This window comes from Jiella pacifica (assembly GCF_010500815.1).
Classification (GTDB): Bacteria; Pseudomonadota; Alphaproteobacteria; order Rhizobiales; family Rhizobiaceae; genus Jiella; species Jiella pacifica.
The window spans coordinates 1-24,735 of the sequence record NZ_JAAAMG010000011.1 but is presented as its reverse complement, the minus strand read 5'-3'; the positions used below and the strand labels follow the sequence as shown (position 1 = coordinate 24,735).

The 24,735-nt window shown below is 65.9% G+C and carries 24 protein-coding genes and 1 pseudogene; 16 read left to right on the top strand and 9 right to left on the bottom strand.

The features are described 5' to 3' along the window. Positions 1-418: 418 nt before the first annotated feature. Positions 419-1,555: a sensor histidine kinase gene (locus GTK09_RS14215; RefSeq protein ID WP_163463836.1), complete on the top strand. Its 1,137-nt coding sequence runs from the start codon at positions 419-421 to the stop codon at positions 1,553-1,555. A 64-nt stretch (positions 1,556-1,619) separates the two neighbouring features. Here the strand turns inward: GTK09_RS14215 and gpt are convergent, their stop codons facing one another. Then, positions 1,620-2,120 (bottom strand): xanthine phosphoribosyltransferase, encoded by a 501-nt coding sequence (gene gpt / locus GTK09_RS14210; RefSeq protein WP_163463959.1) that lies wholly within the window; start codon positions 2,118-2,120, stop codon positions 1,620-1,622. A 224-nt stretch (positions 2,121-2,344) separates the two neighbouring features. On the opposite strand from gpt, the gene GTK09_RS14205 reads away from it, so the two are divergent. Beyond that, the gene (locus tag GTK09_RS14205) at positions 2,345-2,728 is read left to right on the top strand and encodes a DoxX family protein (RefSeq protein ID WP_163463835.1); all 384 of its coding nucleotides are present in this window, start codon (positions 2,345-2,347) and stop codon (positions 2,726-2,728) included. Positions 2,729-2,828: 100 nt separating this feature from the next. Here GTK09_RS14205 and bdcA read toward each other — a convergent pair whose 3' ends face one another. Continuing rightward, positions 2,829-3,542: an SDR family oxidoreductase gene (gene bdcA / locus GTK09_RS14200; RefSeq protein WP_163463834.1), complete on the bottom strand. Its 714-nt coding sequence runs from the start codon at positions 3,540-3,542 to the stop codon at positions 2,829-2,831. 71 nt (positions 3,543-3,613) lie between these two features. Between bdcA and GTK09_RS14195 the strand changes: the two genes are divergently transcribed. After that, entirely contained in the window at positions 3,614-4,237 is a 624-nt protein-coding gene (locus tag GTK09_RS14195; RefSeq protein WP_163463833.1) for a TetR/AcrR family transcriptional regulator, read from the top strand. A 23-nt stretch (positions 4,238-4,260) separates the two neighbouring features. Here GTK09_RS14195 and GTK09_RS14190 read toward each other — a convergent pair whose 3' ends face one another. After that, complete coding sequence (locus GTK09_RS14190) at positions 4,261-5,010, bottom strand: competence/damage-inducible protein A (protein WP_246217911.1); 750 nt, start codon at positions 5,008-5,010, stop codon at positions 4,261-4,263. A 230-nt stretch (positions 5,011-5,240) separates the two neighbouring features. Between GTK09_RS14190 and wrbA the strand changes: the two genes are divergently transcribed. The 4 genes from wrbA (at position 5,241) to gor (ending at position 9,171) form a co-directional block, all read left to right on the top strand. After that, complete coding sequence (gene wrbA / locus GTK09_RS14185; RefSeq protein WP_163463832.1) at positions 5,241-5,840, top strand: NAD(P)H:quinone oxidoreductase; 600 nt, start codon at positions 5,241-5,243, stop codon at positions 5,838-5,840. 173 nt (positions 5,841-6,013) lie between these two features. Then, entirely contained in the window at positions 6,014-6,709 is a 696-nt protein-coding gene (gene rpiA / locus GTK09_RS14180) for a ribose-5-phosphate isomerase RpiA (RefSeq protein ID WP_163463831.1), read from the top strand. A 202-nt stretch (positions 6,710-6,911) separates the two neighbouring features. After that, complete coding sequence (locus tag GTK09_RS14175; RefSeq protein WP_163463830.1) at positions 6,912-7,499, top strand: DUF2059 domain-containing protein; 588 nt, start codon at positions 6,912-6,914, stop codon at positions 7,497-7,499. Between the two features lie 283 nt (positions 7,500-7,782). After that, positions 7,783-9,171 (top strand): glutathione-disulfide reductase, encoded by a 1,389-nt coding sequence (gene gor, locus GTK09_RS14170; protein WP_163463829.1) that lies wholly within the window; start codon positions 7,783-7,785, stop codon positions 9,169-9,171. A gap of 314 nt (positions 9,172-9,485) precedes the next feature. Here the strand turns inward: gor and GTK09_RS14165 are convergent, their stop codons facing one another. Next, positions 9,486-10,949, bottom strand: a complete 1,464-nt coding sequence (locus tag GTK09_RS14165) for a DUF2778 domain-containing protein (protein WP_246217910.1) — start codon at positions 10,947-10,949, stop codon at positions 9,486-9,488. A 509-nt stretch (positions 10,950-11,458) separates the two neighbouring features. After that, on the bottom strand, positions 11,459-12,376 hold the full coding sequence (locus GTK09_RS14160) for a LysR substrate-binding domain-containing protein (RefSeq protein WP_163463828.1): 918 nt from the start codon (positions 12,374-12,376) through the stop codon (positions 11,459-11,461). Between the two features lie 48 nt (positions 12,377-12,424). Between GTK09_RS14160 and GTK09_RS14155 the strand changes: the two genes are divergently transcribed. Continuing rightward, on the top strand, positions 12,425-13,417 hold the full coding sequence (locus GTK09_RS14155) for a DMT family transporter (protein ID WP_163463827.1): 993 nt from the start codon (positions 12,425-12,427) through the stop codon (positions 13,415-13,417). Positions 13,418-13,490: 73 nt separating this feature from the next. Here GTK09_RS14155 and GTK09_RS14150 read toward each other — a convergent pair whose 3' ends face one another. Further along, positions 13,491-14,405, bottom strand: coding sequence for an alpha/beta hydrolase family protein (locus GTK09_RS14150; RefSeq protein WP_163463826.1), 915 nt, complete (start codon positions 14,403-14,405; stop codon positions 13,491-13,493). 226 nt (positions 14,406-14,631) lie between these two features. Here GTK09_RS14150 and GTK09_RS14145 point away from each other — a divergent pair, with 226 nt between their 5' ends. From GTK09_RS14145 to GTK09_RS14125, 5 genes are all read left to right on the top strand, one after another. Further along, positions 14,632-15,273: a gamma-glutamylcyclotransferase family protein gene (locus tag GTK09_RS14145; protein ID WP_163463825.1), complete on the top strand. Its 642-nt coding sequence runs from the start codon at positions 14,632-14,634 to the stop codon at positions 15,271-15,273. 220 nt (positions 15,274-15,493) lie between these two features. Beyond that, positions 15,494-16,303, top strand: coding sequence for a transglutaminase-like domain-containing protein (locus GTK09_RS14140; protein WP_163463824.1), 810 nt, complete (start codon positions 15,494-15,496; stop codon positions 16,301-16,303). Positions 16,304-16,528: 225 nt separating this feature from the next. After that, the gene (locus GTK09_RS14135; RefSeq protein ID WP_163463823.1) at positions 16,529-17,908 is read left to right on the top strand and encodes a class II 3-deoxy-7-phosphoheptulonate synthase; all 1,380 of its coding nucleotides are present in this window, start codon (positions 16,529-16,531) and stop codon (positions 17,906-17,908) included. 125 nt (positions 17,909-18,033) lie between these two features. After that, entirely contained in the window at positions 18,034-18,834 is an 801-nt protein-coding gene (locus GTK09_RS14130; RefSeq protein WP_163463822.1) for a DODA-type extradiol aromatic ring-opening family dioxygenase, read from the top strand. Between the two features lie 59 nt (positions 18,835-18,893). Next, the gene (locus GTK09_RS14125) at positions 18,894-19,478 is read left to right on the top strand and encodes a hemerythrin domain-containing protein (RefSeq protein ID WP_163463821.1); all 585 of its coding nucleotides are present in this window, start codon (positions 18,894-18,896) and stop codon (positions 19,476-19,478) included. Here GTK09_RS14125 and GTK09_RS14120 read toward each other — a convergent pair. Next, positions 19,435-20,121: a DedA family protein gene (locus GTK09_RS14120; protein ID WP_163463820.1), complete on the bottom strand. Its 687-nt coding sequence runs from the start codon at positions 20,119-20,121 to the stop codon at positions 19,435-19,437. The two genes, GTK09_RS14125 and GTK09_RS14120, sit on opposite strands and share 44 nt — an antisense overlap. Positions 20,122-20,286: 165 nt before the next feature. After that, a complete protein-coding gene (locus tag GTK09_RS14115) occupies positions 20,287-20,850 on the bottom strand; it encodes a DUF1003 domain-containing protein (RefSeq protein ID WP_163463819.1) in 564 nt (187 codons plus the stop codon). Positions 20,851-20,976: 126 nt separating this feature from the next. On the opposite strand from GTK09_RS14115, the gene GTK09_RS14110 reads away from it, so the two are divergent. From GTK09_RS14110 to GTK09_RS14100, 3 genes are all read left to right on the top strand, one after another. Continuing rightward, a complete protein-coding gene (locus tag GTK09_RS14110) occupies positions 20,977-22,650 on the top strand; it encodes an NAD+ synthase (protein ID WP_163463818.1) in 1,674 nt (557 codons plus the stop codon). Positions 22,651-22,909: 259 nt separating this feature from the next. Next, on the top strand, positions 22,910-23,497 hold the full coding sequence (locus tag GTK09_RS14105) for a PDDEXK family nuclease (RefSeq protein ID WP_163463817.1): 588 nt from the start codon (positions 22,910-22,912) through the stop codon (positions 23,495-23,497). A gap of 182 nt (positions 23,498-23,679) precedes the next feature. Continuing rightward, on the top strand, positions 23,680-24,546 hold the full coding sequence (locus GTK09_RS14100; RefSeq protein WP_163463816.1) for a hypothetical protein: 867 nt from the start codon (positions 23,680-23,682) through the stop codon (positions 24,544-24,546). 69 nt (positions 24,547-24,615) lie between these two features. Here GTK09_RS14100 and GTK09_RS14095 read toward each other — a convergent pair. Next, positions 24,616-24,735, bottom strand: a pseudogene (locus GTK09_RS14095) (IS481 family transposase); the annotation flags it as partial.

Genomic DNA, 24,735 nt, shown 5'->3' with positions numbered 1-24,735 from the left:
CCGACCGCATCTTGTGGTGCCGGTGTCGCGCAACCCCATATATAGTGGATCGAGAGGGTTTCGCGAAGCTTAATATGTCCGGTTTTATCGAATCACATGAGTTATCAACGGGATTCACCGGCGGGCGCTCGGTGCTGGGGATAACCGCTCCGGCCAGCTTGCGTTTGGACTGTCGAGGGTAGGGTGAGTCTGTTCGGACGGTCAATGTCGCGGCGGTGACATCTTTGCAGGAACACCCGGGACAAAGTGTGTACAAACTGCCGCACGGCCTGCGCCAGGCCTTGTAAACCAGCGGCCGAGCATCTTACCTTGAAATTTAGGCAATTCGCATTGCGAACGCCCGAACAGCATGGCGGCGCGCACCGTATGAGAAGCCGGTGCCCGTTCGTCGATTGCCGGATCTTTGGAAGGACCGTGTTTGTCTCGGCCTGAGCATTCGACGTGGAGACTCTCCGTCGCCGATCTGGTGGCGGCCGGGCCGGAGGAAGCGATCGACCGCGTGACCCGGTTGGCGGCGCGCATGCTCGGCGTTTCCGGCAGCTTCGTCGTCATCGTCGACGGCGATCGCCAGATCCTCAAGAGCGAGACCGGGCTTCCGCCGCGCGCCGACGCGGCAAGTCCCGACGGCCTGCGCCTCATCGCCGGGGAGGGGGCCCTTTTCCGGCACGTCATCGAGACGGAGCTGACACTTTCGGTCGACGACGTTCGAGCCGATCCACGCTTCGCCGGGAGCGCGTTTTCACGCTCGCTGGAGATCGGGGCCTTTCTCGGGGTGCCCGTGGGCTTGCCCGACGGCTCGACCGCAGGGGCCTTCTGCGTCTTCGACAGAGCGCCCCGCCGATGGACCGAGGCCGACCGGCTGCAGCTCGAAGAGTTTCGGGCGGTTCTTGCCGGGGAATTGGCATTCCGGCAGGAGGTCAAGCAGCGAAAGCACCTGGAGCAGCGGGCCTTCCTGGTGTCCCGCGAGATGGAGCATCGGATCAAGAACTCCCTGTCTTCGGTCCAGGCGCTCATCCTTTTGTCGGTGCGCGAGGGCCAGAGCGCATCGGAGATCCGCAACGATCTTCTCGAACGCGTCGCCTCGCTCGCCAAGACGCAGTCGCTGCTGGCCGACCGGGACGGCAAGGGAGCGCTGTTCGCCGATATCGTCACGGCCGAATTGCAGCATTTCGGCATCGGCACGAATGTCTGGATCGACGGGCCCGAAGTTCTCATCGGCAAGGACGACGCCATCTCCGTCGCGATGGTCGTCCACGAACTGGCCACCAACGCGACCAAGCATGGCGCCCTGGCGCCGCAGGTGAAGGGCGGAGTGGCGGTTCGCTGGCAGAAGGCCCTGCGGGACGGGCGGACGGCGATGACGTTTCGGTGGGAGGAATGGTTCGGCGGCGGTGCGCCTCCGGACGCTGCACAGACGGCGGGTCAACTCGGCTTCGGCACCGAGCTGCTCGAAACCCTCGTCCTCAGGCAGATGCGCGGCGAAATGGCCCGCGAACTGACCCCGGGTGGGTTTTCGTTCACCGCCACCGTGAGGCTGGCGGACGTGCCGGCCTAGCCCGGACGGGGGCAGGTGCAGGGGCCATTGATGTCCTGCCCGCTGCTTCGAGCATGAAGCGATGTCAGCCCTCGGTACCCCGCCCGATCGGCGCCTGGAAGCTCAGGCCGAGATCCCAGGGAAAGAAGATCCAGGTGTCCTGGCTGACCTCGGTGACGAATGTATCGACCATCGGACGGCCCTTCGGCTTGGCGTAGACGGCGGCAAAGTGGGCTTTCGGCAGCATCGCTCGGACCACGCCAGCGGTCTTGCCGGTATCGGTGAGGTCGTCGACGATCAAGACGCCGTCGCCATCGTCGGCCAGGAGCTCCGGGCTGATCTCCTTCAGCACCTTCAGCTCCCCCTGTTCGCTGTATTCGTGATAAGAGGCGACGCAGACCGTCTCGATCAGCCGAATGCCGAGTTCGCGGGAGACGATCGCCGCCGGCACCAGTCCGCCGCGGGTGATGCAGACGATCGCCCGCCACTCCTCCTGCCGCAGCCCGGCGAGGCGCCAGGCGAGGGCGCGCGCATCGCGGTGGAACTGGTCCCAGGAGACCGGAAACGACTTTTCCACCATCGACATCGCCAGCCTCTTTCCATCCATCTCGAAATTGAAGCGCTCCGATAGATCGAATGTGCCAGTGAGTGCAAGCTTCGGCCCTCTGGCATGAAGCCGCATCTGGCCCTCCCGAGGGGTGTACAAGCGGCTGCAAAGGAAAACCGTTCGTCAACCCGACTTTACTGAAAAGAAAGGGTTTGGCCGGCTATGGGTCGCCGCGCATTCGAAACCCCAGGGAACCCGGACACATGACTCTCGATCGCTACCAGCCCTACGCCCTCGCGCTGCTGCGCATCGTCACCGGGCTCATCTTCATGGAGCACGGCACCCAGAAGCTGCTCGGCTTCCCGGACGGTGCCATGGCGGGCGCCCAGCTGATGTCGCTTTCGGGCGTCGCGGGGCTGATCGAGATCGTCGCCGGCCTTCTCATCGTCATCGGCCTGTTCACCCGCATCGCCGCCTTCATCGCCTCGGGCGAGATGGCCGTGGCCTACTGGATGGCCCATGCGCCGCAGAACTTCTTTCCGGTGAACAACGGCGGCGATTCGGCGATCCTCTACTGCTTCATCTTTCTGTTCCTCGTCTTTGCCGGCGCGGGCGCGTTCAGCGCAGACGCTGCGAGAAGGGGATAATGCGCACGGCCTCGCGGCTCGCCCAATCCGCGACCCGAGGCAATGCCGGTGTCGACGGCCATACGAGCGGCGGCGCTGATGCGCCGCCGCTCGAAATATGTCAGGCGCCGAAGCCGCCGTCGATCGTGTGCATCGCACCGGTGACCATCGCCGCCTCCGGCCCGACGAGATAGGCGACCATCCCGGCGATTTCCGCCGGCTTGGCGTGCCGCTTGATCGCCATGAACGAGTGCATCAGATCCTTCATCGGGCCCTCCGCCGGGTTCATGTCTGTATCGACCGGGCCCGGCTGGACGACGTTGACGGTGATCTCGCGCGCGCCGAAATCGCGGGCAAAGCCCCGCGCCATGCCCTGCAGCGCAGACTTGGTCATGGCGTAGCCGGCGCCACCGGCAAACGGCATGCGGTCGCCGTTGACCGAGCCGATCACGACGATCCGGCCGCCGCGGTTCATGGTTCGAGCCGCGGTGACGATCGCGTGGTAGGGGCTGCGGACATTGACGTCGAGCATCCGGTCGATGGCGTCGGGCTCATGCTCCAGCGGATCGCCGAGAAGGCCGACACCAGCATTGATCACCAGAATGTCGAGCGGACCCGCTGCCTCCACGGTCGCTATCGTCTGGCCGCGGTCGGCGGAGTCCGCCCGGATCGCCGCCGCCCCGGTCTTCTCCGCGAGGGCGTGCGCGGCCGCTTCGGATCCGGCATAAGTGAAGCGCGTATCGGCGCCGTCGGCCTGCAGCCGTTCGACGACGGCCGCTCCGATGCCGCGGCTGCCGCCGAGGACGAGAGCCTTCTTGCCCGAAAGGGTAGTCATGAACTGTCTCCGCTGTTTTATTTAGCGAGCGATACATATATGGCGAGACTGGGAGTGCAAGGATTATTGTAGTGTCTAATACAAAAAAAATCGGACGGGGCCGCCCACGCGCCTTCTGCGCCGAGACGGCGTTGGCGGCGGCGACGGATCTGTTTCGGCAAAAGGGCTACGACGCGGTCACCATCGCAGAACTCTGCGACGCCACCGGCCTCAAGCCGCCGAGCCTCTATGCGGCCTTCGGGGCGAAGCGAGATTTGTTCGAACGCGCTGTCGAACTGTCTATTTCCACGACCGGACATCAACTTGTCGACAGTTTCACCGGCGAGGCAGACGTCGCCCGGGCGATCGCGGCGGTGTTCGAAAAGGCGGCGGAACTCTATGCACGGGATCGGGGTGGCCGGGCCTGCCTGGTGATGGAGGGCACGATCAATTGCTCCGACCCGGCCGTCAGCGACATGACGGCGCGGGTGCGGCGCGAGATGCGCGACACCGTTGCCGATCGGATCACCGCGTTCGCTCCCGGCGAGGCGGAGACGCTCGCCGATTTCGTCATGCTGGGCATCGCGGGGATCTCCGCCGCGGCGCGCGACGGCGTCGACGAGGCCACCTTGCGGGAAAGCGCGAAAATCCTCGCCGAGGGCGCGCGGCAGCGGCTGGAGACATCCGGGCCGGTGGAGAACGACAAACCCGTGTGAGCCGGGGCCCGCCCCTAGAAGCTTCAGCCGGCCTTGGCTCGTTCGGTCTCGACCAGCATGGCTTCCACGGCACCGGCCGCCGCCGTGATCGCGCCATCGTCCCGTGACCGGATGACGATCTCGGTCGAATAGCGCGTCCCGTCGAATTTCGGATAGGAGCCGATCACGACGTTCGGATGCTCCTTGGCGATCTGTCGCAGAGGATCGCCGATGTCGCCTTCGCCGAAGGGACAGGCGAGGGCGAGGCTCTTCAACGGCTCGCCGACCGGCAGCGTCGGCAAGACGCTCGCCAGCATCGCCTGGAAGACGGACGGTACGCCGGCCATGACGAAGACGTTGTCGAGGCGAAAGCCGGGCGCGACGGAGACGGGGTTGTCGATCAGGCTGGCGCCCTGCGGCGTGCGGCTCATCCGCCGGCGCGCCGGCGTGAATTCCATTCCGCGGGACGCGTAGTTGGCCTCGAGCCGCGCCACGGCCTCGGGATGTTCGATGACCTGGAGCCCGAAGGCCGCGGCGACCGCGTCCGCGGTGATGTCGTCATGGGTCGGCCCAATGCCGCCGGAGGTGAAGACCAGATCGTAGCTGCGCCTGAGCGTGTTCAGCGTGTCGGCGATCATGTGCGGCTCGTCGCCGACGATGCGTACTTCCTTCAGGTCGATGCCGGCGAGCGTCATGACGTCGGCGAGATGGCCGATGTTCTTGTCCTTCGTCCGGCCGGACAGAAGTTCGTCGCCAATGGCAAGCATCGCGGCCGTGACAGGTTCACGCGGCATTTCAGTCTTCTCCTGCGGGACATCGTCCAGAATAAGTGTGAGACCCCGCCGGAAAGCAAGGGGGCGCCTCGGACCCAATCGACGCACGACGTGCTCCCTCGGCCCCATTGTCGCGCGACACGTGACGGTGCGTCGCGGGAATTCTTCAAGCCAGATCGGCCGGGGTCGCCTATGTCGTCCCTGCAGCCCCCGAATGGTCGGGGTATCGAACCGCGAAAGGAGCTTCAGCGATGGCGAAGGTTCTCGTCCTCTATTATTCCAGCTACGGCCACATCGAGACCATGGCAAAGGCCGTCGCCGAAGGCGCCGAAAGCGCTGGCGCGAGCGTCGACATCAAGCGGGTGCCCGAGACGGCGCCGGCCGAGGTCGTCCAGGCGGCCCATTTCAAGACCGATCACCCCTATCCGGTCTGCGAGGTCGAGGATCTGCCGAATTACGACGCGATCATCGTCGGCGTTCCCACCCGCTACGGCAACATGTCCTCGCAGATGCAGGCCTTCTGGGACCGCACCGGGCCGCTCTGGGCGAAGGGTGCCCTCGTCGGCAAGGTCGGCGGCGCCTTCGCTTCCTCGGCGACCCAGCACGGCGGCAACGAGGCGACGCTGCTGTCCGTCCACAAGACGCTGCTGCATCACGGCCTGATGATCGTCGGGCTGCCCTATGCCTATGCCGGGCAGATGACCCTCGACGAGATCGCCGGCGGTTCGCCCTACGGCGCGACGACCATCGCCGCTGGCGACGGCTCGCGCATGCCGAGCGAAATCGAGCTCGGCGGCGCCCGCTTCCAGGGCAAGCACATCGCCGAAATGGCCGCCAGGATCGCCGGCTGAGCGATCTTTCCGGGCCGCTCCCGGCGGCAGGACTGCGCCGTGCCAGGCAGTCTCAAAGGCCGCCCTCAAGGCGGCCTTTTCCGTGCCACGGCCCGCCGAAAGGGCTCCGTGACCTATCGGCACGGCGACGGGGCTGCTAGACGAAGGAACGGAACGGCAGAGGAACTTGCGGCATGGCGGACATCGAGCAATTGAAGCGCGCGGCGGGAGAGGCGGCGCTCGCCTTCGTCGAGGACGGCATGCTGCTCGGCATCGGGACGGGAACGACGGCCGAGGCGTTCGTCCGGGCGCTGGCCCCGAAGGTTCGCGCCGGAATGAAGGTGACCGGTGTTCCGACGTCCGAGCGGACCCTGCGGCTGTGCCAGGAACTTGCGATCCCCACCGCGACGCTCGAGACGATGCCGAAACTCGATCTCTCCATCGACGGCGCCGACGAGATCGACCCGCAACTGCGGCTGATCAAGGGCGGCGGCGGCGCGCTCTTGCGCGAAAAGATCGTCGCGGCCGCCGCCAAACGGATGATCGTGATCGCCGACGAGACCAAGCTGGTCGACACGCTCGGCGCCTTTCCGTTGCCGATCGAGATCAACGGCTTCGGCATGATCGCCACCTATCTGGCGATCCAGGAGAAGGCGAAGGGCCTCGGCCTCACCTGCGATCTGACGCTGCGGCGCAGCGGCGAGGAGCCTTTCATCACCGACAGCGGCCATTTGATCCTCGATGCATCCTTTGGCCGCATTCCCGATCCAGAAGCGCTGTCGCGCGCGCTCCACGACGTGCCCGGGGTCGTGGAACACGGCCTGTTCCTCGGCCTTTCGAAGGACGCCCTGGTGGCGACGGCGAATGGCGTGCGCCACCTCAAGGCGTAAGACGACGGGAACCTGGGGCAGGTCCGGAGCGGACGGGGGAGACGCCTTCCGATGCGCCTTGCGCGGTTCGGCCTGAGCCGCTAGGTCGCTGGCGAAGGCTCGAACGACGTTTCGCCGGGCTTCGCAAGGCAAGCGGGGCGTCGGCCGTGGCGGACGAAACGTTTGCTCCGGGCGCAGATCAACCAATGGAGTCAATCAACCGATGATCTTCAGCCAGTCGATGCGCCGCAGCGCGTTTGCCGCCGTCGCCGCGATTTTCCTTTGCCCCGCTGCCGTCTCGGCCCAACAGTCCGGCGAGGCCCAGCCCGCCACCCAGTCCGGCGAAGACATCAGCGAGAGCCACCTGCAGGCGGCGCGTGCCGCCGTGGCGGCGATCCACGCCACCGACCAGTTCGACGAAATCCTTCTCAATGCCGCGACCCAAATCAAGTCGGAGCTGATCGCCAACCGACCCGACATGGAAACCAAGATCTCCGATCTGGTCGACGATGCGGCCGTGAACCTCGCACCGCGCCGCGCCGACCTCGAGACGGAAGTGGCGCGGATCTACGCCCGGCTGTTCAGCGAAGACGAGTTGAACCAGATCGCCGGCTTCTACGATTCCGAAGCGGGCAAGAAGCTTCTCGCGCAGGGGCCGCAGGCGACGCGCAACATGCTCCAGGCCGCCGAACTTTGGAGCCGCGGGATCGTCCGCGACCTGCGCCAAGCCGCCTTCGACGGATTCCGGCAGATGAATGGCGGGCAGCCGCCGCAAGCGCCGACGGAAGGTGCTCCTGCCGGTCAGAACTGACCCGTTCGGCACGAGGCGGCGCCAGTCCGCAGCACGGCTGATCCACCGGCAAGACCGGTGCCCGATGAAAGGGCATGAAGGCAGGCGGCTCGTCGGGTCGTGATGCCGCGCTCCCGTCGCAGAGTGACGCCGCGCACGCGCCGCCATCGTCCAGCCGCGAAACGTTTCGCGGCGGAGCATCGTAATAGCCGGTGCCGGCTCTCGGGTTCGAGGGGCGGGATTTACCGAGGACGCGGGCTTTTCGCGGAAAGAATGTCCGCCGGATGATCAAGCGAGGCGTGCCATGAGCGCATATGACTACGATCTCTTCGTCATCGGCGGCGGCTCCGGCGGCGTCAGGGCCGCCCGCGTCGCCGCGTCGCTCGGCAAGAAGGTGGCGATCGCCGAGGAATATCGCTTCGGCGGCACCTGCGTCATTCGCGGCTGCGTGCCCAAGAAGCTCTTCGTCTACGCCTCGCAGTTCGCCGAAGCCTTCGAGGATGCGCAAGGCTACGGCTGGACCGTCGGCGAGACCCGCTTCGACTGGCCGAAGCTGATCGCCGCGAAGGACGCCGAGATCGAGCGGCTCGAAGGCATCTATCAGTCCAACGTGAACAAGGCCGGTGCCGAGATCTTCGCCGATCGGGCGGTGCTCGAAGGGCCGCACGAGATCCGGCTGATCGAGGATGGCCGGCGCGTCACCGCCGACAAGATCATCATCGCCACCGGCGGACGGCCCAACCGCCACCCGGCGATGCCGGGCGCCGAGCATTGCATCACCTCGGAGGAAGCCTTTCATCTGAAGGAACTGCCGAAGCGCATCGCCGTCCTCGGCGGCGGCTACATCGCGGTGGAATTCGCCAACATCTTCCATGGCCTCGGGGTCGACACGACGCTGGTCTATCGCGGCAAGGAAATCCTCCAGGGCTTCGACGACGACCTGCGCCACGAGCTGCATCAGGCGATGGACAAGAAGGGCCTGCGCGTCCACTGCTGCGACACCTTCGAGCGCGTCGACATGCGCGGCGACGGGACGCTGGCGGCGACCGCCAAGAGCGGCGAGGTCTTCGTCGTCGACCAGGTGATGCTGGCGATCGGCCGGACGGCCAACACCGAAAACCTCGGCTGTGAGGCGGCCGGCGTCGCGCTCGACGCGCGTGGCGCGATCAAGGTCGACGACTATTCCCGCACCAGCGCGGAAAACATCTACGCTATCGGCGACGTCACTCATCGCGTGCAGCTGACGCCGGTGGCGATCCACGAGGCGATGTGCCTGATCGAGACCATCTATCACGACAGGCCGACCAAGCCCGACTACGACACCATCGCGACGGCGGTGTTCTCGCAGCCGGAACTCGGCGTCGTCGGTCTGACCGAATGCGTCGCAGCGGAGCGCTTCGACGAGATCGAGATCTACCGCGCCGCCTTCCGGCCGATGAAGAACACGCTTTCGGGCCGCGATGGGCGGATGCTGATGAAGCTCGTCGTCGACGCCAAGAGCCGCCGCGTTCTCGGCGCCCACGTCCTCGGCCACGATGCCGGCGAACTCGCCCAGATCCTCGCCGTCACCGTCAAGGCGGGACTGACCAAGGACGCCTTCGACGCGACCATGGCCGTCCACCCGACCGCGGCCGAGGAGCTCGTCACGATGTACACGCCGAGCTATCGGGTGAAGGGCGGCGAAAGGGTCTGAACGGATTGCCGTTCGGCCCACCGCGTCAGAGCGGGATCAGATGAGCTCTGCTCATCATCGCGCTCTATCTTTCTGTTTGCGCATGATCTTTTTTAGAAAACCGGTTCCCGTTTTTCGGGATCATGCTCTGTGGGCGCAGCAGGCGTCGTTTGCGAATCTGCCTGGCCGATTCAATCCTGTCGGCGGCAACGCCGAGGGCGTTGCCGTTCCGCTGCTTGAAGGCGGATAGTTCGGGTCAATGGCAGCTGCGTCTGGCCACAGCTGGAGGTGCCTCGCCGACCGCCTGAAAGTTGGCGGGATCGGAGGCCTTCTCTCTACAGGGCCGCCATATAGGTCGGCAGTTCGTCGAGGCTCGGCACGACGATCATCTTCTTGACGTGACCGCGCTTGAAGGCTGCCAGGAAGCGGTCGTAGTTCTTGAACACGACGCAGCCGTTCGACTGGGAGCGATCGCCGCCGCCGACATACATGTAGGAGTGGGCGAGGAGACCGTCGCGGTTGTATTTCTTGCGCCCGTCCGCCGGCAGGAGGCGGATGGCCTCGACGCCGTGGAACAGCGCCTCGCGCATCCGCAGGTTATAGACGTTGGGCGGTGTCGGCCCGCGCATCTTCTGGGCGACGTAGCGCGGGTTGTCCTGCATGTGGCCGAGGCCGGAATGGGCCTCCAGCTTGCCGTCGCCGGGCAGATAGACCGTCTGGGCGGAGATGTCGTAGACGGCGACGCCGAGATGGGCGGGGGGAAGCTTGGCCGAGCCGCCGCCCTTGAAGAGCTTTTCGAAGAAGCCGCCGATGCCACTGCCGTCGCGGTCGCCCGGCGACGTCGGCCGGGTGCTGGCGACGGCCGGGGCGCGCTGCGGGGCCGCCCGCTGGGCGGGCTGCTGGACCGGCTCGGGCTGCCTCTGCGGCGTCGCGACGACCGGCGGCTGATAGGCGGGGCGCCGCTCCGGCAGCGGGACGGCGAGCGCCGTCATTTCTTCGGTGACCGTGCCGAGCGGGCCGGGGCCATCGGTCGGCTCGAGGCTCGCGACCCGCACTTCCTGCCCGGCCGCCGTCTCGGGGCGGGCCGCCGGCAAGGGGATGGCGGCGGCGATGGCCTCCCGGACGGGCTCGTCCAGCGTTGCCTCGGCATTCGCTTCGACGGCGGCGGCGGCTTCGACTTCGGGGCGCAGGGATGGACGGGGAACGTCGGCGGACTGGTAGGCGGCGAGCGCCGTGTCTTCGAGACCTTGCCGCGCGGCGGGGTTCGGATCGAAGGATGCGAGCCGGGCGAGGGCGTCGTGGCTCGAACCCTCCGCCGCCTTGGCGGCCGGGCGTGCCGCAGGCTTCGCCGGTTGGGCTTCGGCCGCCACCTCGGTTTCGAGGCTCTCCGGGATCGAGCGGAAGATCGTCTTCGATGCTTCGGGACGGGGCACGGTCAGGGCCGCGACGGCGAACGCGCCCGCGGCGCTGCGGGAAGCATCCGCGCCGTCACGCTGGGCGACCTGCTCAGACGGGTGAAAAACTCGCCCGCCGCGCTCTGCCGGCTCGTGGCCGGCGCGCCAGCCGACGGCGGTCGTGGCGACGAGCGTTCGGGAAAAGAGGCGGGAGGTGCGGTCCTCTTCGGCCACATGCGAGCGCAGCCCCGCGGCGAGCGGGACAGGGTGAGCGTTGCCTTCGGCCGCCAGCGGCATCGGCGCAGGCCGGGCAGCGGCGACGCCGCCCCGCGAAGACCCGTCGCCGGAATCGGACGAGGCGAGTTGCGGCGCTTCCACGACCGCAACGCCCAGCGTCACCGACATCGCCACCGCGCCGACCCAAAAAGCACGGCGTCGGGCGTTGCGCGACATGCGCACGAGCCCACTCGGGCGCGTCCCCTCAAAGCGTTCCGCGGTCAACCGCTTCCCCCATTCCGTTTCGTGACGACGACCGGCGAGGGACCCCTTTGCCCGGAGCCGGTCTCTAGAACCGGCCCGCCAGTCGTTCATTCATCATCGGCGAAACGTGGTAACCAATTCGTTTCGCCCGCTGATATTTCCTTCACCACGTTTCGTCGACGCGGCTCCTTCGGAAGGATGCCGCGGTGACATCCGCCAATTCCGGCCCGCCCTGCGGTGGCCCGAAAATGCGCCCGAAGCTGCAGCATGCGAAGGCGGACGTTCCGCTGCCGACCGCTATTCGGCGATCGATTCCGGTGCGTTGGCTGAACCCCTCCAGCAACTGTCAAGAAGAGTAACCCGGCGGAGGCGGCATAATTGCGGCAGATGATGCAAATTTGTCCGATCGGCCGTCGATTGTCGCCGACCGTGGCTCAATCACCGAGCCGGTCGTGCAGCCAGTCGACGAGCGCGCGTGTTTCCGGCCGTTTCGAAGAGGCGGGATCGAGATAGACACCGAGTTCCTGTGGCCGCTCGACGGCTTCCCGGCACGGCCGGATGAGCGCGCCGCTTTCGAGAAGTTGCTCGACGGTGCGGGCCCAGCCGAGAGCGACGCCATGTCCGCCCAGCGCCGCCTGGAGGACGATCGGATAGCTGTCGAAGGTCCTCATCCCCGCCGCCGATGGGCGCGGCGAGCCCGCGAGGGCGAAGAAGTCCTCCCAGTCGAGCCAGTCCTGCGGCACCACCCGGTGCGAGAGGAGCGGATAGCGGCCGAGCGCGGCCAGGGGCAGCGGCGGGGTCGCCTCGCCGAGAAGATTCGGCGCGCAGACGGGGAACACGGTGTCGCGCGCGGCGAAGGCGAGGGGATGGGCGCCGGCGGCCCGGCCCGTCGTCTGGATCGCCACGTCGAAGGGCTCGGAGGTCTCCGTCAGCGGCCGGACCGAGGACTGAAGCCGCAAGGCGATGTCCGGATGGCGGGCATGAAACCCCGAGAGCCGCGGCATCAGCCAGTAGAAGGCCTCGCAAAGCTGGCAGAACAGGACGACCTCGCCGGCGCGGGAAGTGCCGCGCAGACGGGCAGCATCGGCCGCCACGTCGCCGAAGGCCGACGAGACCGTGCGGCCGAAGCGCCGACCGGCCTCGGTGAGGAAGACGCCGCGGTTGCGCCGCTCGAACAGTCTGGTGCCGAGATCGGCCTCGAGGAGGCGGATCTGCTTGCTGACGGCCGCCTGGGTGAGGCCGAGTTCGCCTGCGGCCAGCGTGAAGCTCTCGTGCCGCGCCGCCGCCTCGAAGGGGCGAAGGGTGGCGAGGGGCGGCAGCGGACGGTGGGACAATCCATAACCTCCGGTCATGCAAAATCGACGAGAAGCCGTTTGTGCCATGGATCGATGCGATGATGAATGGCACCCATGTTCTCCAGTGGCGCCAAGCCCCCCGTCTTCGCTTCCTCCGGCCGCCAGGCAACCATTGCCGGCATCGCGGCGATCCTCGGCGCGGTGATGCTGCTGTCCTTGTCGGACGCGCTGGTGAAGCTGTGGAGCGACCGACTGGCGCTGGCGCAACTGATCCTTCTGCGCTCCGTCGTTGCAGCCCTGGCGCTTGCGGCCCTCCTGCCCTTCGTCGGGGGGAGCCGCTTCAGGCCGAGACGGCTGGGGTGGGTAACGCTTCGCAGCCTGCTGCTGGCTTCCATGTGGGGCTGCTGCTACGTCGCCCTGGCGGACACGCCCCTGCCGACGGCGGCGGCGGCGCTCTACACTGCGCCGTTGATGATGGCGCTGTTTTCGGCCTGGTTCCTGGACGATCCGTTCGGGCGCCGTGGCTGGTTGGCGGTGGGGCTGGGCTTCGTCGGCATCCTCCTCATGCTTCGGCCGGACGTCGCCGATCTTTCGCCGACGGCGCTTCTGCCCTTCGTCTCCGCCGCCTGCTACGCGCTCGCGGCCATCGTCACCCGCAGCCGCTGCGCCGCCGAGGAGGCCTTCGCGATGGCACTGAACCTGCACCTCGTCCTGGTGCTGACCGCCGCCGCGGCTCTGGCCGTCCTAGCCGTTTTCGGGCCTGCGGCCGCCGCGCATGGCAGCCCGTCTTTTCTCACCGCCGTGTGGCTGCCCCTCGGCATGGCGGAATGGGGGATGATCGTCCTTCTGGGGCTCTTCATGGTGGTGATCGCCACCGCCGTCGCGAGGGCCTATCAGATCGCGCCGACGCCGGTGGTCGGCGTCTTCGACAACGCCTATCTCGCCTTCGCCGCGGCCTGGAGCGCATCGTTCTTCGGCACGTGGCCAGATCTCGCCGGATCGGCAGGCATCGTCCTGATCGCCGTCTCCGGCGCGGTGGCGGTCTGGCGCCCGGCGGCGCGGACAGGGACAGGTCGTGGCAGCGGGGCGACGCTATGATGATCGACCTTGACGGCGACCTTCGCGGCGGTGCGAGCGCTGCGATCGGCCGGCTTCGCCGACTTGGGCCCTCTCAGGGACCGGCGCTCGGTGTCTCCGCTTCGAGCAGGTACTTCGTGGCGACGGGCCACAACGTCCTGCGCACCTCGCGGCGAAAATAGCCCATGTGGCCGATCGGCCGGCCGGCCTCTTCGGGCGAAAGCCAGACCTCGGCGATCTCGGCGTTGGAGAAGCGCTCCAGCATCTTCGCCACGGCCTCGCGGGTCCCCCAGCGGTCGTCGGTCAAGGCGATCGACATCAGCGGGATGCGAACGTCGGAAAACCGTTCCGCCTCGGGAACCTCGGGATCGGAGAACAGGAAGTCCGGCCTGCGGCACCAGCGCGCCCAATCCCGGAAGATCGAACCGGTCAGGGCCGTGCCGAGGCCGACGCTCGCCGGAACGTGTCCGAACAGGCGGGTGGCAGGGACGCCGGCGAAGTTCATCCGGGCAAAGACGCTGAGCGGCTCTGCCGTCCGGCGGAAATAGCCGTTCATCGCGGCGACGAGGCAATAGCGCGTAAACCGGGCCGAGGCGCCGGACAGGCCGAGGGCGACGCCGCCGAAGGAATGGCCGATGCCGACGACCGGGCCTTTCCCGGCCTCGGCTTCGAGCCGGCCGAGGGCGGCCGGAAGGTCGATCACGCCCCAGTCCTTCATGCGGAACGTCCGGGCCTTCGAAGCCTTGGCCGCCTCGCCGACGCCGCGATAGTCGTAGGTGAGCACCGCCCTGGCGCCCTGTTCGACGAGATGGGTCGCAAAGGCACGGTAGAAGCGCCGCTCGACCGCGGCCGCCGCGGAGACAAGGACGGCCGGGCCCCGGCCCTCGCCCTGGAACAGGGTGGCGGGAAGGGTGACGCCGTCGCCGGCCTCGACCGTCAGTTCGCGCCGGCTGACCGGGAAGAAGGCGTCGGAAGCAGCCTTGTTCGGAAGAGGGGAGAAGTCCGCCATGGCGGCAAGGTGGCGACGCTTACGTGCGAGTCAACATGACGCCATCTCCGCGACGAGGCGCGAGGGCGGTGGACAGCCGGCGGACCGGGACGCGGCAGCGGATCGCAGGATGCCGAGGCATCGGCAAGCTCGCCTCGATCGCGCGGCTTTGCTAGGACGCGTCCGATCTTCGCCGCAGCCACCCTCTCGAGGAAAGGCGCTGCGGCAGCATCGAGTGAGGCCGGACATGCAGAACGACGTCTTCCACGAGGACCACCCAGAGCTCGCCGATCTCGCGGCCCAGAATCGCGTCGTCGCCTATTTCGGCTACGGCTCGCTGGTCAATCCGCGGACGCTGCGCACCAAGTTTCTCGGCATTCGGCGGGCCGAGGCGGCGGGCTGGCGCCGGTTCTGGCTGCCGCGGGGGGCGAACGAGGAGATGTCGCTTCTGTCGGTGAAACCCGACGACGGCGCCGGCGTCCACGGCGTCGTCGTCTACGATCTCGCCGAACACCTGCCGGCCGTCGACGAGCGCGAGGCCGGCTATGCCAGGCGGATCGTCGATCCGTCCCGCCTGACGATCGAGAATCCACCGCTGACGGGGATTCCGGTCTATATCTACGAGGCGGATGCGGGGACCGCGACGGCCGAGGACCGGCAGTCGGCGATCCTGCAGAGCTATCTCGACGCGGTGATGCAGGGATTTCGGATGCTCTATGGCGACGGCGGGCTGAGCCGCTTCGTCGAGGAAACCCACGGCTTCGAAACCCGGCTCCTCGCCGACCGCGCCGCGCCGCTCTATCCGCGGCCGGTGGCGCTGGAAGGAGGCGAGGCCGAACTGTTCGACCGCCTGGTGGCAGGACGCGGGGTCCGGACCTTCGCGCCCTGAGGGCTGGCCGCGGCGTCTGCGCCTCGTTCCGGCGCTTGGGGATGTCTCGTCGGCCACCAAGGCTTGTGACGAAGGCTCTATCGTCATTCGCACTTCGTTCTGTCATGGTGGGTGATACGCTTTCGCGCGGCATTGCCCCAGGACGGCCGCCACCGGCCGCGATGGCAAGCCGGGCGGCTGCCCTCGATACGGGTCGACGACCCGAGAAAGCATGGCCGAGATGCGCATTCACCTGGGTTGCCGGCTGACTTACGAATTCCCCGCGCCGACGCCGATGATCGTCATCCTCAACGTCCACTATTCAAGGGTCGGACAGCTGGAGCGGCCGGATCATCTGCAGGCCAGCCCGCACGTGCCGATCGAGAGCTATCGCGACAGCTTCGGCAACTGGTGCAACCGCCTCGTCGCCCCGGCCGGCACCTTCGTCATGGGCACCGACACGGTGATCCAGGACAGTGGCCTCGTCGACGAGCAGGGTTTCGGCGCCATGCAGCACCGGGTCGAGGACCTGCCGGCGGAGACCATCCTGTTCCTCTTGCCGAGCCGCTACTGCGAGAGCGATCTCCTGTCGAACGAGGCCTGGCGGCTGTTCGGCCAGACGCCGGAGGGATGGGCGCGGGTTCAGGCGATCTGCGACTTCGTCCACAACCACATCACCTTCGGCTACGAACATTCGCGCCCGACCAAGACCGCCGCCGAGGCCTATTCGGAAGGCCGCGGCGTCTGCCGCGACTTCACCCATCTCGCCGTCGCCTTCTGCCGGGCGATGAACATCCCGACCCGCTATTGCACGGGATACATCAGCGACATCGGCCAGACGCCGCCGTTCGGGGCAATGGATTTCGCCGCCTGGATGGAGGTCTATCTCGGCGGGCGCTGGTGGACCTTCGATCCGCGCAACAACGAGCCGCGAATCGGCCGTATCCTGATCGCCCAAGGACGCGACGCCGCCGACGTCCCGCTGACCCATACCTTCGGCGAGAACACGCTGACAGGATTCGAGGTCTGGACCGACGAGATCAGAGGCTGATCTCAGCGGATCTCCAGGGTCGTCGCAGCTCCGCTGCGCATTCTTTCAGCCGCCGCCTGATGGCGAAGGGTGCGTCTCGCGCCGCCCATGATGACAAACTCGTCAAGAAGTGCTTAAACGCCCGCCAGCGGAAGGATCGGACCCAATTGGCGGCCGACCCACCGGTAAAACCCACGACAACCCGAGGCGAGTAGTGACCGGCTGGCCCGGTCAGGAGAGATTGCAATGGCGAAGGATTGGACACCATCGAGCTGGCGCGCGAAGCCCGTGATGCAGATGCCCGACTATCCGGACCCGGTTGCGCTCGCCGAAACGGAGAAGCGGCTGGCGAGCTTTCCGCCACTGGTTTTTGCCGGTGAGGCGCGCAAGCTGACGCGCTCTTTGGCCGAAGTCGCAAACGGCCGCGCGTTCCTCCTCCAGGGCGGCGATTGCGCCGAGAGCTTCGCCGAGCACGGCGCGGACAACATCCGCGACTTCTTCCGCGCCTTCCTGCAGATGGCGATCGTGCTCACCTTTGCCGGTGCCCAGCCGGTGGTGAAGGTCGGCCGCATCGCCGGGCAGTTCGCCAAGCCGCGTTCCTCCGACACCGAGACCAAGGATGGGCAGAGCCTGCCCTCCTATCGCGGCGACATCGTCAACGGCATCGAGTTCGACGCCGCCTCGCGCATCCCCAATCCGGAACGGCAGATCGAGGCCTACCGGCAGTCGGCGGCGACGCTGAACCTGCTGCGCGCCTTCGCCCAGGGCGGATACGCCAATCTCGACAACGTCCACCAGTGGATGCTCGGCTATCTCGCCGGCAGCCCGGAGGCCGAACGCTACGGCGCGCTCGCCGACAAGATCTCCGAGACCATGGCCTTCATGCGGGCGATCGGCATCGATGCGGAGAACCATCCCTCGCTGCGCGAGACCGATTTCTTCACCAGTCACGAGGCGCTGCTGCTCGGCTACGAGGAGGCGATGACCCGCGTCGATTCGACCTCCGGCGACTGGTATTCGACCTCCGGCCACATGATCTGGATCGGCGACCGCACCCGCCAGCTCGACCACGCCCACGTCGAATTCTGCCGGGGGATCAAGAACCCGCTCGGCCTGAAATGCGGGCCGAGTTCCGACCCGGACGACCTGATCCGCCTGATTGACCGGCTGAACCCGGAGAACAAGGCCGGCCGGCTGACGCTGATCACCCGCTTCGGCCACGAGCGGGTCGAGGAATGCCTGCCGAAGCTGATCCGCGCGGTCGAGCGCGAGGGCAAGAAGGTCGTCTGGTCCTGCGACCCGATGCATGGCAACACGATCACGCTCAACCACTACAAGACCCGCCCCTTCGAGCGGATCCTCGCCGAGGTGGAAGCGTTCTTCGCCGTGCACCGGGCCGAGGGGACGCATCCGGGCGGTATCCACATCGAGATGACCGGCAAGGACGTCACCGAATGCACCGGCGGCGCCCGTCCGATCCTCGCCGAGGACCTGTCGGACCGCTACCACACCCACTGCGACCCGCGGCTCAACGCCAATCAGGCACTGGAACTGGCCTTTCTCGTTGCCGAGCTCCTGAAGAAGGACCACGCGGCGACGCAGGAGAAGGTCAAGGCGGCCGGCTGAGCGATCGTCTCCGCAGGGGCGGATGACGACGGAAAACGGTGAACGATGCGTCGGGCCCCACGGGCCTGACGCCATCGCCGGCAACGCATATCCTGCGGGAACTCGTTCCTTCGAAGGATCCGCCGATGCTGCCGACGCTGTTCATCTCCCACGGCTCGCCCGACATCGCCATTGCCGAGACGCCGGCGACGGCGTTTCTCCGGCAAATGGCGGGGAGCCTGCCGCGGCCCCGGGCGATCGTGGTCGCGAGCGCTCATTTCGAGGCGAAGGGTAGGGTCTCCGTCACCGGCGACGAGCGGCCCGAGACGATTTACGATTTCGGCGGGTTTGCCAAAGAACTCTATGCCATGCGCTATGCCGCCCCCGGCGATCCGGCGTTGGCGGGGGACATCGTCGCCGCGTTGGCTTCGGCGGGCTTTCCGGCGACGGTGGCGCGGAACCGCGGGTTCGACCATGGCGCCTGGGTGCCGCTGCTCCTGGCCTATCCGCTGGCCGACATCCCGGTCGTCGAGGTCTCGATCGATCCGACGAAGGATGCCGCCTATCATCACCGGCTCGGCCGCGCCTTGGACGGCCTGCCGGGCCGGGACGTCCTCGTCGTCGGCTCCGGCTCGCTGACCCACAATCTGCGCGAGGCCTTTCCGAACCTTCGCGCCGGCCGGCGAGAGGCCGAGGTGCCGGTATGGGTCGATGGCTTCGCCGACTGGATGGGCGAGCGGCTGGAGGCGGGGGACGTGGACGCCCTGCTCGACTATCGCGAAAAGGCGCCCTATGCCCGCGAGAACCATCCGACCGACGAGCATCTGATGCCGCTCTACGTCGCGCTCGGGGCCGCCGGGGAAGGGGCCGCGGCGGCGATGCTGCATCGAAGCCGGGACTGCGGCGTTCTCGCCATGGAGGCCTTCGCCTTCAGACAGGCGGCGTGAGTCGTTCGCCGGACCGGCAGGGCACCCTCCAATCCTCGAAAGACCGACGAAAGGACCGCATGGACGTTTCCTTCGACATCGATGCAAGGCCCGGCCTGCCCGAAGACCTGAAGCTTCTCCTGGCGAAATATCCACGCGAGACCTGGCAGGGCCACCCGAACATCGAGGGCACGGCGCGCTTCTGGCTGTCGCGGCACGACATGTTCCGCGAGCTCGGCCAGGCCTTGGCGGAGGCTCTGCGGCAGGAGCGGGAAGGTGAGGTCCCGATCGAACCCTTCAAGCGCTGGTTCGTGCCGCGGCTGAGCTTCTTCCTCCAGGAATTGCAGGGCCATCACCAGATCGAGGACAGCTATTATTTCCCCACCTATCAGGCAGCCGAGCCACGACTCGCCCGGGGCTTCGACCTGCTCGACGCCGACCACGTCACGATCCATCACGATCTGGAACGCGTCGCGGCGACGGCGAACGGCTTTCTGGCGGCGATGGGGGAGGGCGGGGAGGCCTCCGACGCCGTGCGGCGGACGCGGGACGCCTATCAGAGCGCGAGCGAGCGATTGATTCGCCGGCTCGTCCGCCATCTCGGCGACGAGGAGGACCTGATCATTCCTCTGATCCTCGATCGCGGAGAGGCCGCCCTGGGTTGACGACGCGAACCGGGCCCAGCATTCCCTGCCGCTCTTCCTGTGCTTCCTCGCCCGCGCGCCGGCGGCGCCACCAGGCGACCAGCAGCGGGCCCCACTGGCGCCAGCCGAGATAGCCCGTCAGAAGCACCGCGCAGATGCCGAGGACGACCATTGCCCCCTGTTCGAACACCTGGAGATTGGCGAAGACCGACCAGATCGAATAGCCGAAGACATAGCCGATCGTCGTGAAGATGCCGGCCCACAGGGCTGCGCCGAAGAAATTGAGGATGAGGAAGCGCGTCAGCGAGATGCGCGACATGCCGAGCGCCACGAGTCCCGGCATCCGCAGGCCGTAGACGTAGCGGTTCACGATGACGAAATAGGCCTGATAGCGCTCGACCAGCTCCAGGGCCTTGGCAAAGCGGGGCTTTTCCCGCCAGATCCGCACCCAGCGGTGGTTCGAGGAGAAGCGGGCGAACAGGAAGACCGCGAGGTCGCCGAAGAACGAGCCGGCAAAGGCGAGCCCGATCATCATCTCGAACGGGTAGGAGCCGCGATAGGCCAGGAACCCGCCGATGATGGCGAAGACCTCGCCCTCGAAAAACGTACCCGCCAAAACGATGACCGGGCCGAATTGCGCGATCAGGGACAGGATTTCGTACACGTCTTCTCCGTATCCACTGGCATTCATCGCCCGAGGCGACAGGTGCACCCAACAACCGCGGCACCCGCGGGCCGTTCCGAAACCGCCTTGTCTCAGAACTTTGCGGCACAAGAAAGTGGCAGCATGAGCCGCTCACGGGCGCTGTGACGCCGGACCGCCGCACCGTCAAGCCGGATCATCCCCGCCGCCGCGCCGTTCAATCCGCTCCAGCCGCTCGGCGATCTCCGCTAAAAGGCGTCTCGTGTCGGAGATTTCAAGGTACTTGAGGCGATCGAGCTTGTCGTGCAGGCCGAGGATCTCGATCTCCGCCTTGAGATTGACCTCGTAGTCGCGGCTGGCCTCGCGGCGGTCGCGCGCTGCCGCCCGGTTCTGCGACATCATGATGATCGGCGCCTGGATCGCCGCCAGCATCGACAGGACGAGGTTGAGGAAGATGTAGGGATAGGGATCGAAGGCGGCGCTTTTTAAAAGCAGCGTGTTGACCACCGACCAGACGACGAGGAAGGCGAGGAACGACAGGATGAAGCCCCAGGAGCCGCCGATCACGGCGATCCTGTCGGCGATCCGGTCTCCCAGCCCGGCGGCTTCGATGCCGCGCGGCTTCAGCTCCGTCGAGATCGGCCGGCGCAGCCCGATCATTTCCAGAACGCGCCGCTCGCGCGGCGGCAGGCTGTCGGCCGGGCGGCCGAACCAGCGCTCGGCGCTGTCGTGGGAAGAATGGGTCGCCATGATCTTATCCCTCTCCATGCCGCTCGTGGCCGCGATAGCCGCATCGGCTCTTGCTATCTGGCGGCGGGCGGGCTTTTGAACCGCCAGCAGTCATAGACAATCGGCGCGTTGCCGAGGAGGTGTCCGATGCCCGAGTTGAACGATCGCCTCAAGCTCGCGGTGGCGCAGCTCGATCCGGCCGTGGGCGACATCGACGGCAACCTCGTGCTGGCAAGGAAGGCCCGCGCCGAGGCCGCAGAGGCCGGCGCCGATCTCGTGCTCTTCACCGAGCTGTTCATCGCCGGCTATCCGCCGGAGGATCTCGTCCTGAAGCCGGCCTTCGTCGCCGCCTGCATGGCGGCGGTGGAAGACTTGGCGCAGGACACCGCCGACGGTGGGCCGGGCGTCGTCATCGGCTGTCCGCTGCGGACCGAAGAGGGGCTGTTCAACGCCGTCGCCATCCTCGATGGCGGCGAGATCGTCACCTGGCGCTCGAAGGTCGACCTGCCGAATTACGGCGAATTCGACGAAAAGCGCGTGTTCCAGGCCGGCCCCATGCCGGGGCCGGTGAATTTTCGCGGGCTCAGGCTCGGCATTCCGGTCTGCGAGGACGTCTGGGGCGATCTCGGCGTCTGCGAGACGCTGGCCGAATCGGGGGCGGAAATCCTGCTGGTGCCGAACGGCTCGCCCTTCTATCGCGGCAAGCTCGACGTCCGGCACCAGGTCGTATTGCGACAGGTGATCGAGACCGATCTGCCGATGGTCTATGCCAACATGATTGGCGGCCAGGACGAGCTTCTGTTCGACGGCGCGTCCTTCGCCTTTCATGCCGACCGCAGCCTCGCCTTCCAGCTGCCGCAGTTCCGCACCGGCGTCTACGTCACCGACTGGGTGCGGGCGGACGGCGTCTGGCGCTGCGAGGGTGGCCGGGTCTCGACGATCCCCGGCGAGGACGAGGCGATGTGGCGCGCCCTTGTCCTCGGCCTTGCCGACTATGTCGACAAGAACGGCTTCCGCTCGGTGGTGCTCGGGCTTTCGGGCGGCATCGACTCGGCGATCTGCGCGGCGCTCGCCGTCGACGCGCTCGGCGCCAGCCGCGTCCACTGCATCATGCTGCCCTATCGCTACACCGCCGAGACCTCCCTCGAAGATGCTGCGGCCTGCGCGAAGGCCCTCGGCGTGCGCTACGACATCGTGCCGATCGCCGAACCCGTCGAGGGCTTCCTGGCGGCGCTCGGCCCGATGTTCGAGGGCACGCCCTCGGGCATCACCGAAGAAAACCTCCAGAGCCGCGCCCGCGGCGTCATCCTGATGGCGATCTCCAACAAGCTCGGCGCGATGGTGGTGACGACCGGCAACAAGAGCGAGATGAGCGTCGGCTACGCGACGCTCTACGGCGACATGAACGGCGGCTTCAACCCGATCAAGGACCTCTACAAGACGGAAGTCTTCCGCCTCGCCCGCTGGCGCAACGAGAACCTGCCGGAGGGCCTCCTCGGCCCGTCAGGCGAGGTCGTGCCCGAACGGATCATCACCAAGCCGCCCTCGGCGGAACTGCGCGAGGGCCAGAAGGACGAGGATTCGCTGCCGCCCTACGATGAGTTGGACGCCATCCTCGAACATCTCGTCGAGCATGACGGCGGGGTGGACGAGCTGGTGGCGCGCGGCTTCGACCGGGACACCGTCGCCCACATCGAGCGGCTCCTCTACATCGCGGAGTACAAGCGGCGGCAGTCGGCCCCGGGGACGAAGGTGACGCGGAAGAATTTCGGGCGCGATCGGAGGTATCCGATTACGAATCGGTTTCGGGAGGGGGCTTGAGGATATTGCAGGCGCCCGCGGATCGTCTTTCGGATCCAGGGTGACATGTAAAATTGTCGAAAGCTGAAAAAATTGATGCAAAGAGAAGGTGTAGCTGCTAGTGCTGTGTGGCCTGTCTTCAGTATAAGATGTTGGCGTGCCGCATGGGGGGCGGTTCCAGGAATGTTCGCCGCAAGTAAGATCTCGGAAGTATTTTGGCGGCGAGTTGTATAATGATTTTGAACTAGACGAGAATCCTGTAGATCAAGGATAAATAGGTATGACATTACCACCCGGACGGAGCATAGATTCCATAGAAACGTTAGTCGACGGGATGTTCTATCGTTCACGGACTGAGGCGCGCTGGGCAATCTTCTTTGCAGTGCTTGATGTAACCTTCATTTACGAAGGTGGTCGCATTAATTTGTCAAGTGGCGAGAGCTACTTGCCGGATTTTTACCTTCCCGAGTTCGATGCTTATTTTGAAGTGAAGGCGGCAAACGATGCGATCGTTAGTGCAGAGTGTGTGAGAGCCCGCACTCTTGCCGCTGATCGTCCCGGGCAGCGGGTATGGCTTGCGGCTGGTGCTCCTAGCTTCGAGCCGCCTAATATCCTTACGCTTGAGCAATGGCATGTTGAGGTCCCAATTGCGACGATCTTGTCCGATCCGGAAAATAGATACTGTTTTCTTCAGGATCGGCGGGACGAGGGTGTGTACTGGCTTCAAGCCAATGCCGTTGGCGGGGGCTTTCGCAGAACGTTCATGGTCGGCGGTCCTGGTGTGGTCACAACGCATGACCGAGTGCCGCTGATGCTGCCACACATCGAGGCTGCCTACGCCGCAGCCGCTGCCGCGCGCTGGGAATAGATGCCGCTATTCCCCATCGCTTCTAACATCCCGCAAGTTAGCGCCTTTGTCTAACGATAATATCTAACGGCGAGTGGTGCTAGCAGAATCCGTTTCAACCGAAGAATATCGAAAGTGGGCTCTATACGTAAACAGTTTCTCATGAACGCGGCGGACAAGCCATCAAGTTCGAGGTCAATTCCGTGACGGAAACTTCATCGCAATGCGATAATATGTTTGGTAGCAAGTCCTACCAATCACATGCGCGAAAAGCACTGCCCATCCTCGTAAGGCAAGCCGAATCGCGCCAGCCGATCTACTATGAGGCGCTTGCGGCCGAGCTGGGAATGCCCAACCCGCGAAATCTTAACTATGTGCTCGGTAGCATTGGAACAACGCTAGACGAACTGTCGCGCAAACAAGGTTGGAGCGATATACCGCACATCCAATCATTGGTGATCAACCAGCACCGCCGCCTTCCAGGGCAGGGGTTCGAAGCCTTTCTTTCTGATAGAATGGGCGAATATCGCAAACTCTCCCTCGCAATGAAGCGGGCTTATCTTGATGCGTACTGGCATGAGGTCTACGCGTACCCGTATTGGGGAGATGTAATTGAGGCCTGCGGGCTGGCGCCTGCTACCTCCAAGGCTCGCGATATTGTCGATAGAGCAAAAACAGGACGAGGCGGCGGCGGCGGCGAAGGCGAAGAACACCGGAGATTGAAAGATCGGATTGTGGTAAATCCAGGTTTGATCGACCTCCCTCTAACTGCACGCGCGACCAAGGAGGCGCCACTGCCCTCAGGTGACAGGATCGATGTGCTCTTCAAATCTCTACGGCGATTGATCGCTGTCGAGGTGAAGTCTAGCGTTTCGAACGACATTGATCTAACTCGTGGTCTTTTCCAATGTGTGAAATACCGCGCTGTGATGGAAGCGGAGCGGGGCCTTACTAGCTCTCGATATACGAGCGATGTGCTGCTCGTTGTCGGCCGGCGATTCCCCCCTCACCTGCGTACGCTGCAAAACAGCTTTGGGATCAAAGTGATTGAGATTGCCGATCTTCGCTAATCAGCTCGTCGAAAACTATCAAGACAGTGGCTTTTGCTTCCGATAGCGTCGCTCTGGCAACATGTCCACTTAAGCTTCTTGACTGACGAATGACATGACGGTTTCGACTGGCCTACGGCCCATGTTGCGGTAGCCGAGGTGCGGGCGTTCGGTGTTGTAGTGGACGAGCCAGGCGTCGAGATCGGCCTG

Bases quoted from the DNA above. Each gene is read 5' to 3' on its own strand.
- gpt (WP_163463959.1), bottom strand. From the start codon at position 2,120: ATGTCGATGGTGGAAAAGTCGTTTCCGGTCTCCTGGGACCAGTTCCAC.
- GTK09_RS14205 (WP_163463835.1), top strand. From the start codon at position 2,345: ATGACTCTCGATCGCTACCAGCCCTACGCCCTCGCGCTGCTGCGCATC.
- bdcA (WP_163463834.1), bottom strand. From the start codon at position 3,542: ATGACTACCCTTTCGGGCAAGAAGGCTCTCGTCCTCGGCGGCAGCCGC.
- GTK09_RS14190 (WP_246217911.1), bottom strand. From the start codon at position 5,010: ATGCCGCGTGAACCTGTCACGGCCGCGATGCTTGCCATTGGCGACGAA.
- wrbA (WP_163463832.1), top strand. From the start codon at position 5,241: ATGGCGAAGGTTCTCGTCCTCTATTATTCCAGCTACGGCCACATCGAG.
- rpiA (WP_163463831.1), top strand. From the start codon at position 6,014: ATGGCGGACATCGAGCAATTGAAGCGCGCGGCGGGAGAGGCGGCGCTC.
- GTK09_RS14175 (WP_163463830.1), top strand. From the start codon at position 6,912: ATGATCTTCAGCCAGTCGATGCGCCGCAGCGCGTTTGCCGCCGTCGCC.
- gor (WP_163463829.1), top strand. From the start codon at position 7,783: ATGAGCGCATATGACTACGATCTCTTCGTCATCGGCGGCGGCTCCGGC.
- GTK09_RS14165 (WP_246217910.1), bottom strand. From the start codon at position 10,949: ATGTCGGTGACGCTGGGCGTTGCGGTCGTGGAAGCGCCGCAACTCGCC.
- GTK09_RS14160 (WP_163463828.1), bottom strand. From the start codon at position 12,376: ATGACCGGAGGTTATGGATTGTCCCACCGTCCGCTGCCGCCCCTCGCC.
- GTK09_RS14155 (WP_163463827.1), top strand. From the start codon at position 12,425: ATGGCACCCATGTTCTCCAGTGGCGCCAAGCCCCCCGTCTTCGCTTCC.
- GTK09_RS14150 (WP_163463826.1), bottom strand. From the start codon at position 14,405: ATGGCGGACTTCTCCCCTCTTCCGAACAAGGCTGCTTCCGACGCCTTC.
- GTK09_RS14145 (WP_163463825.1), top strand. From the start codon at position 14,632: ATGCAGAACGACGTCTTCCACGAGGACCACCCAGAGCTCGCCGATCTC.
- GTK09_RS14140 (WP_163463824.1), top strand. From the start codon at position 15,494: ATGCGCATTCACCTGGGTTGCCGGCTGACTTACGAATTCCCCGCGCCG.
- GTK09_RS14135 (WP_163463823.1), top strand. From the start codon at position 16,529: ATGGCGAAGGATTGGACACCATCGAGCTGGCGCGCGAAGCCCGTGATG.
- GTK09_RS14130 (WP_163463822.1), top strand. From the start codon at position 18,034: ATGCTGCCGACGCTGTTCATCTCCCACGGCTCGCCCGACATCGCCATT.
- GTK09_RS14125 (WP_163463821.1), top strand. From the start codon at position 18,894: ATGGACGTTTCCTTCGACATCGATGCAAGGCCCGGCCTGCCCGAAGAC.
- GTK09_RS14115 (WP_163463819.1), bottom strand. From the start codon at position 20,850: ATGGCGACCCATTCTTCCCACGACAGCGCCGAGCGCTGGTTCGGCCGC.
- GTK09_RS14110 (WP_163463818.1), top strand. From the start codon at position 20,977: ATGCCCGAGTTGAACGATCGCCTCAAGCTCGCGGTGGCGCAGCTCGAT.
- GTK09_RS14105 (WP_163463817.1), top strand. From the start codon at position 22,910: ATGACATTACCACCCGGACGGAGCATAGATTCCATAGAAACGTTAGTC.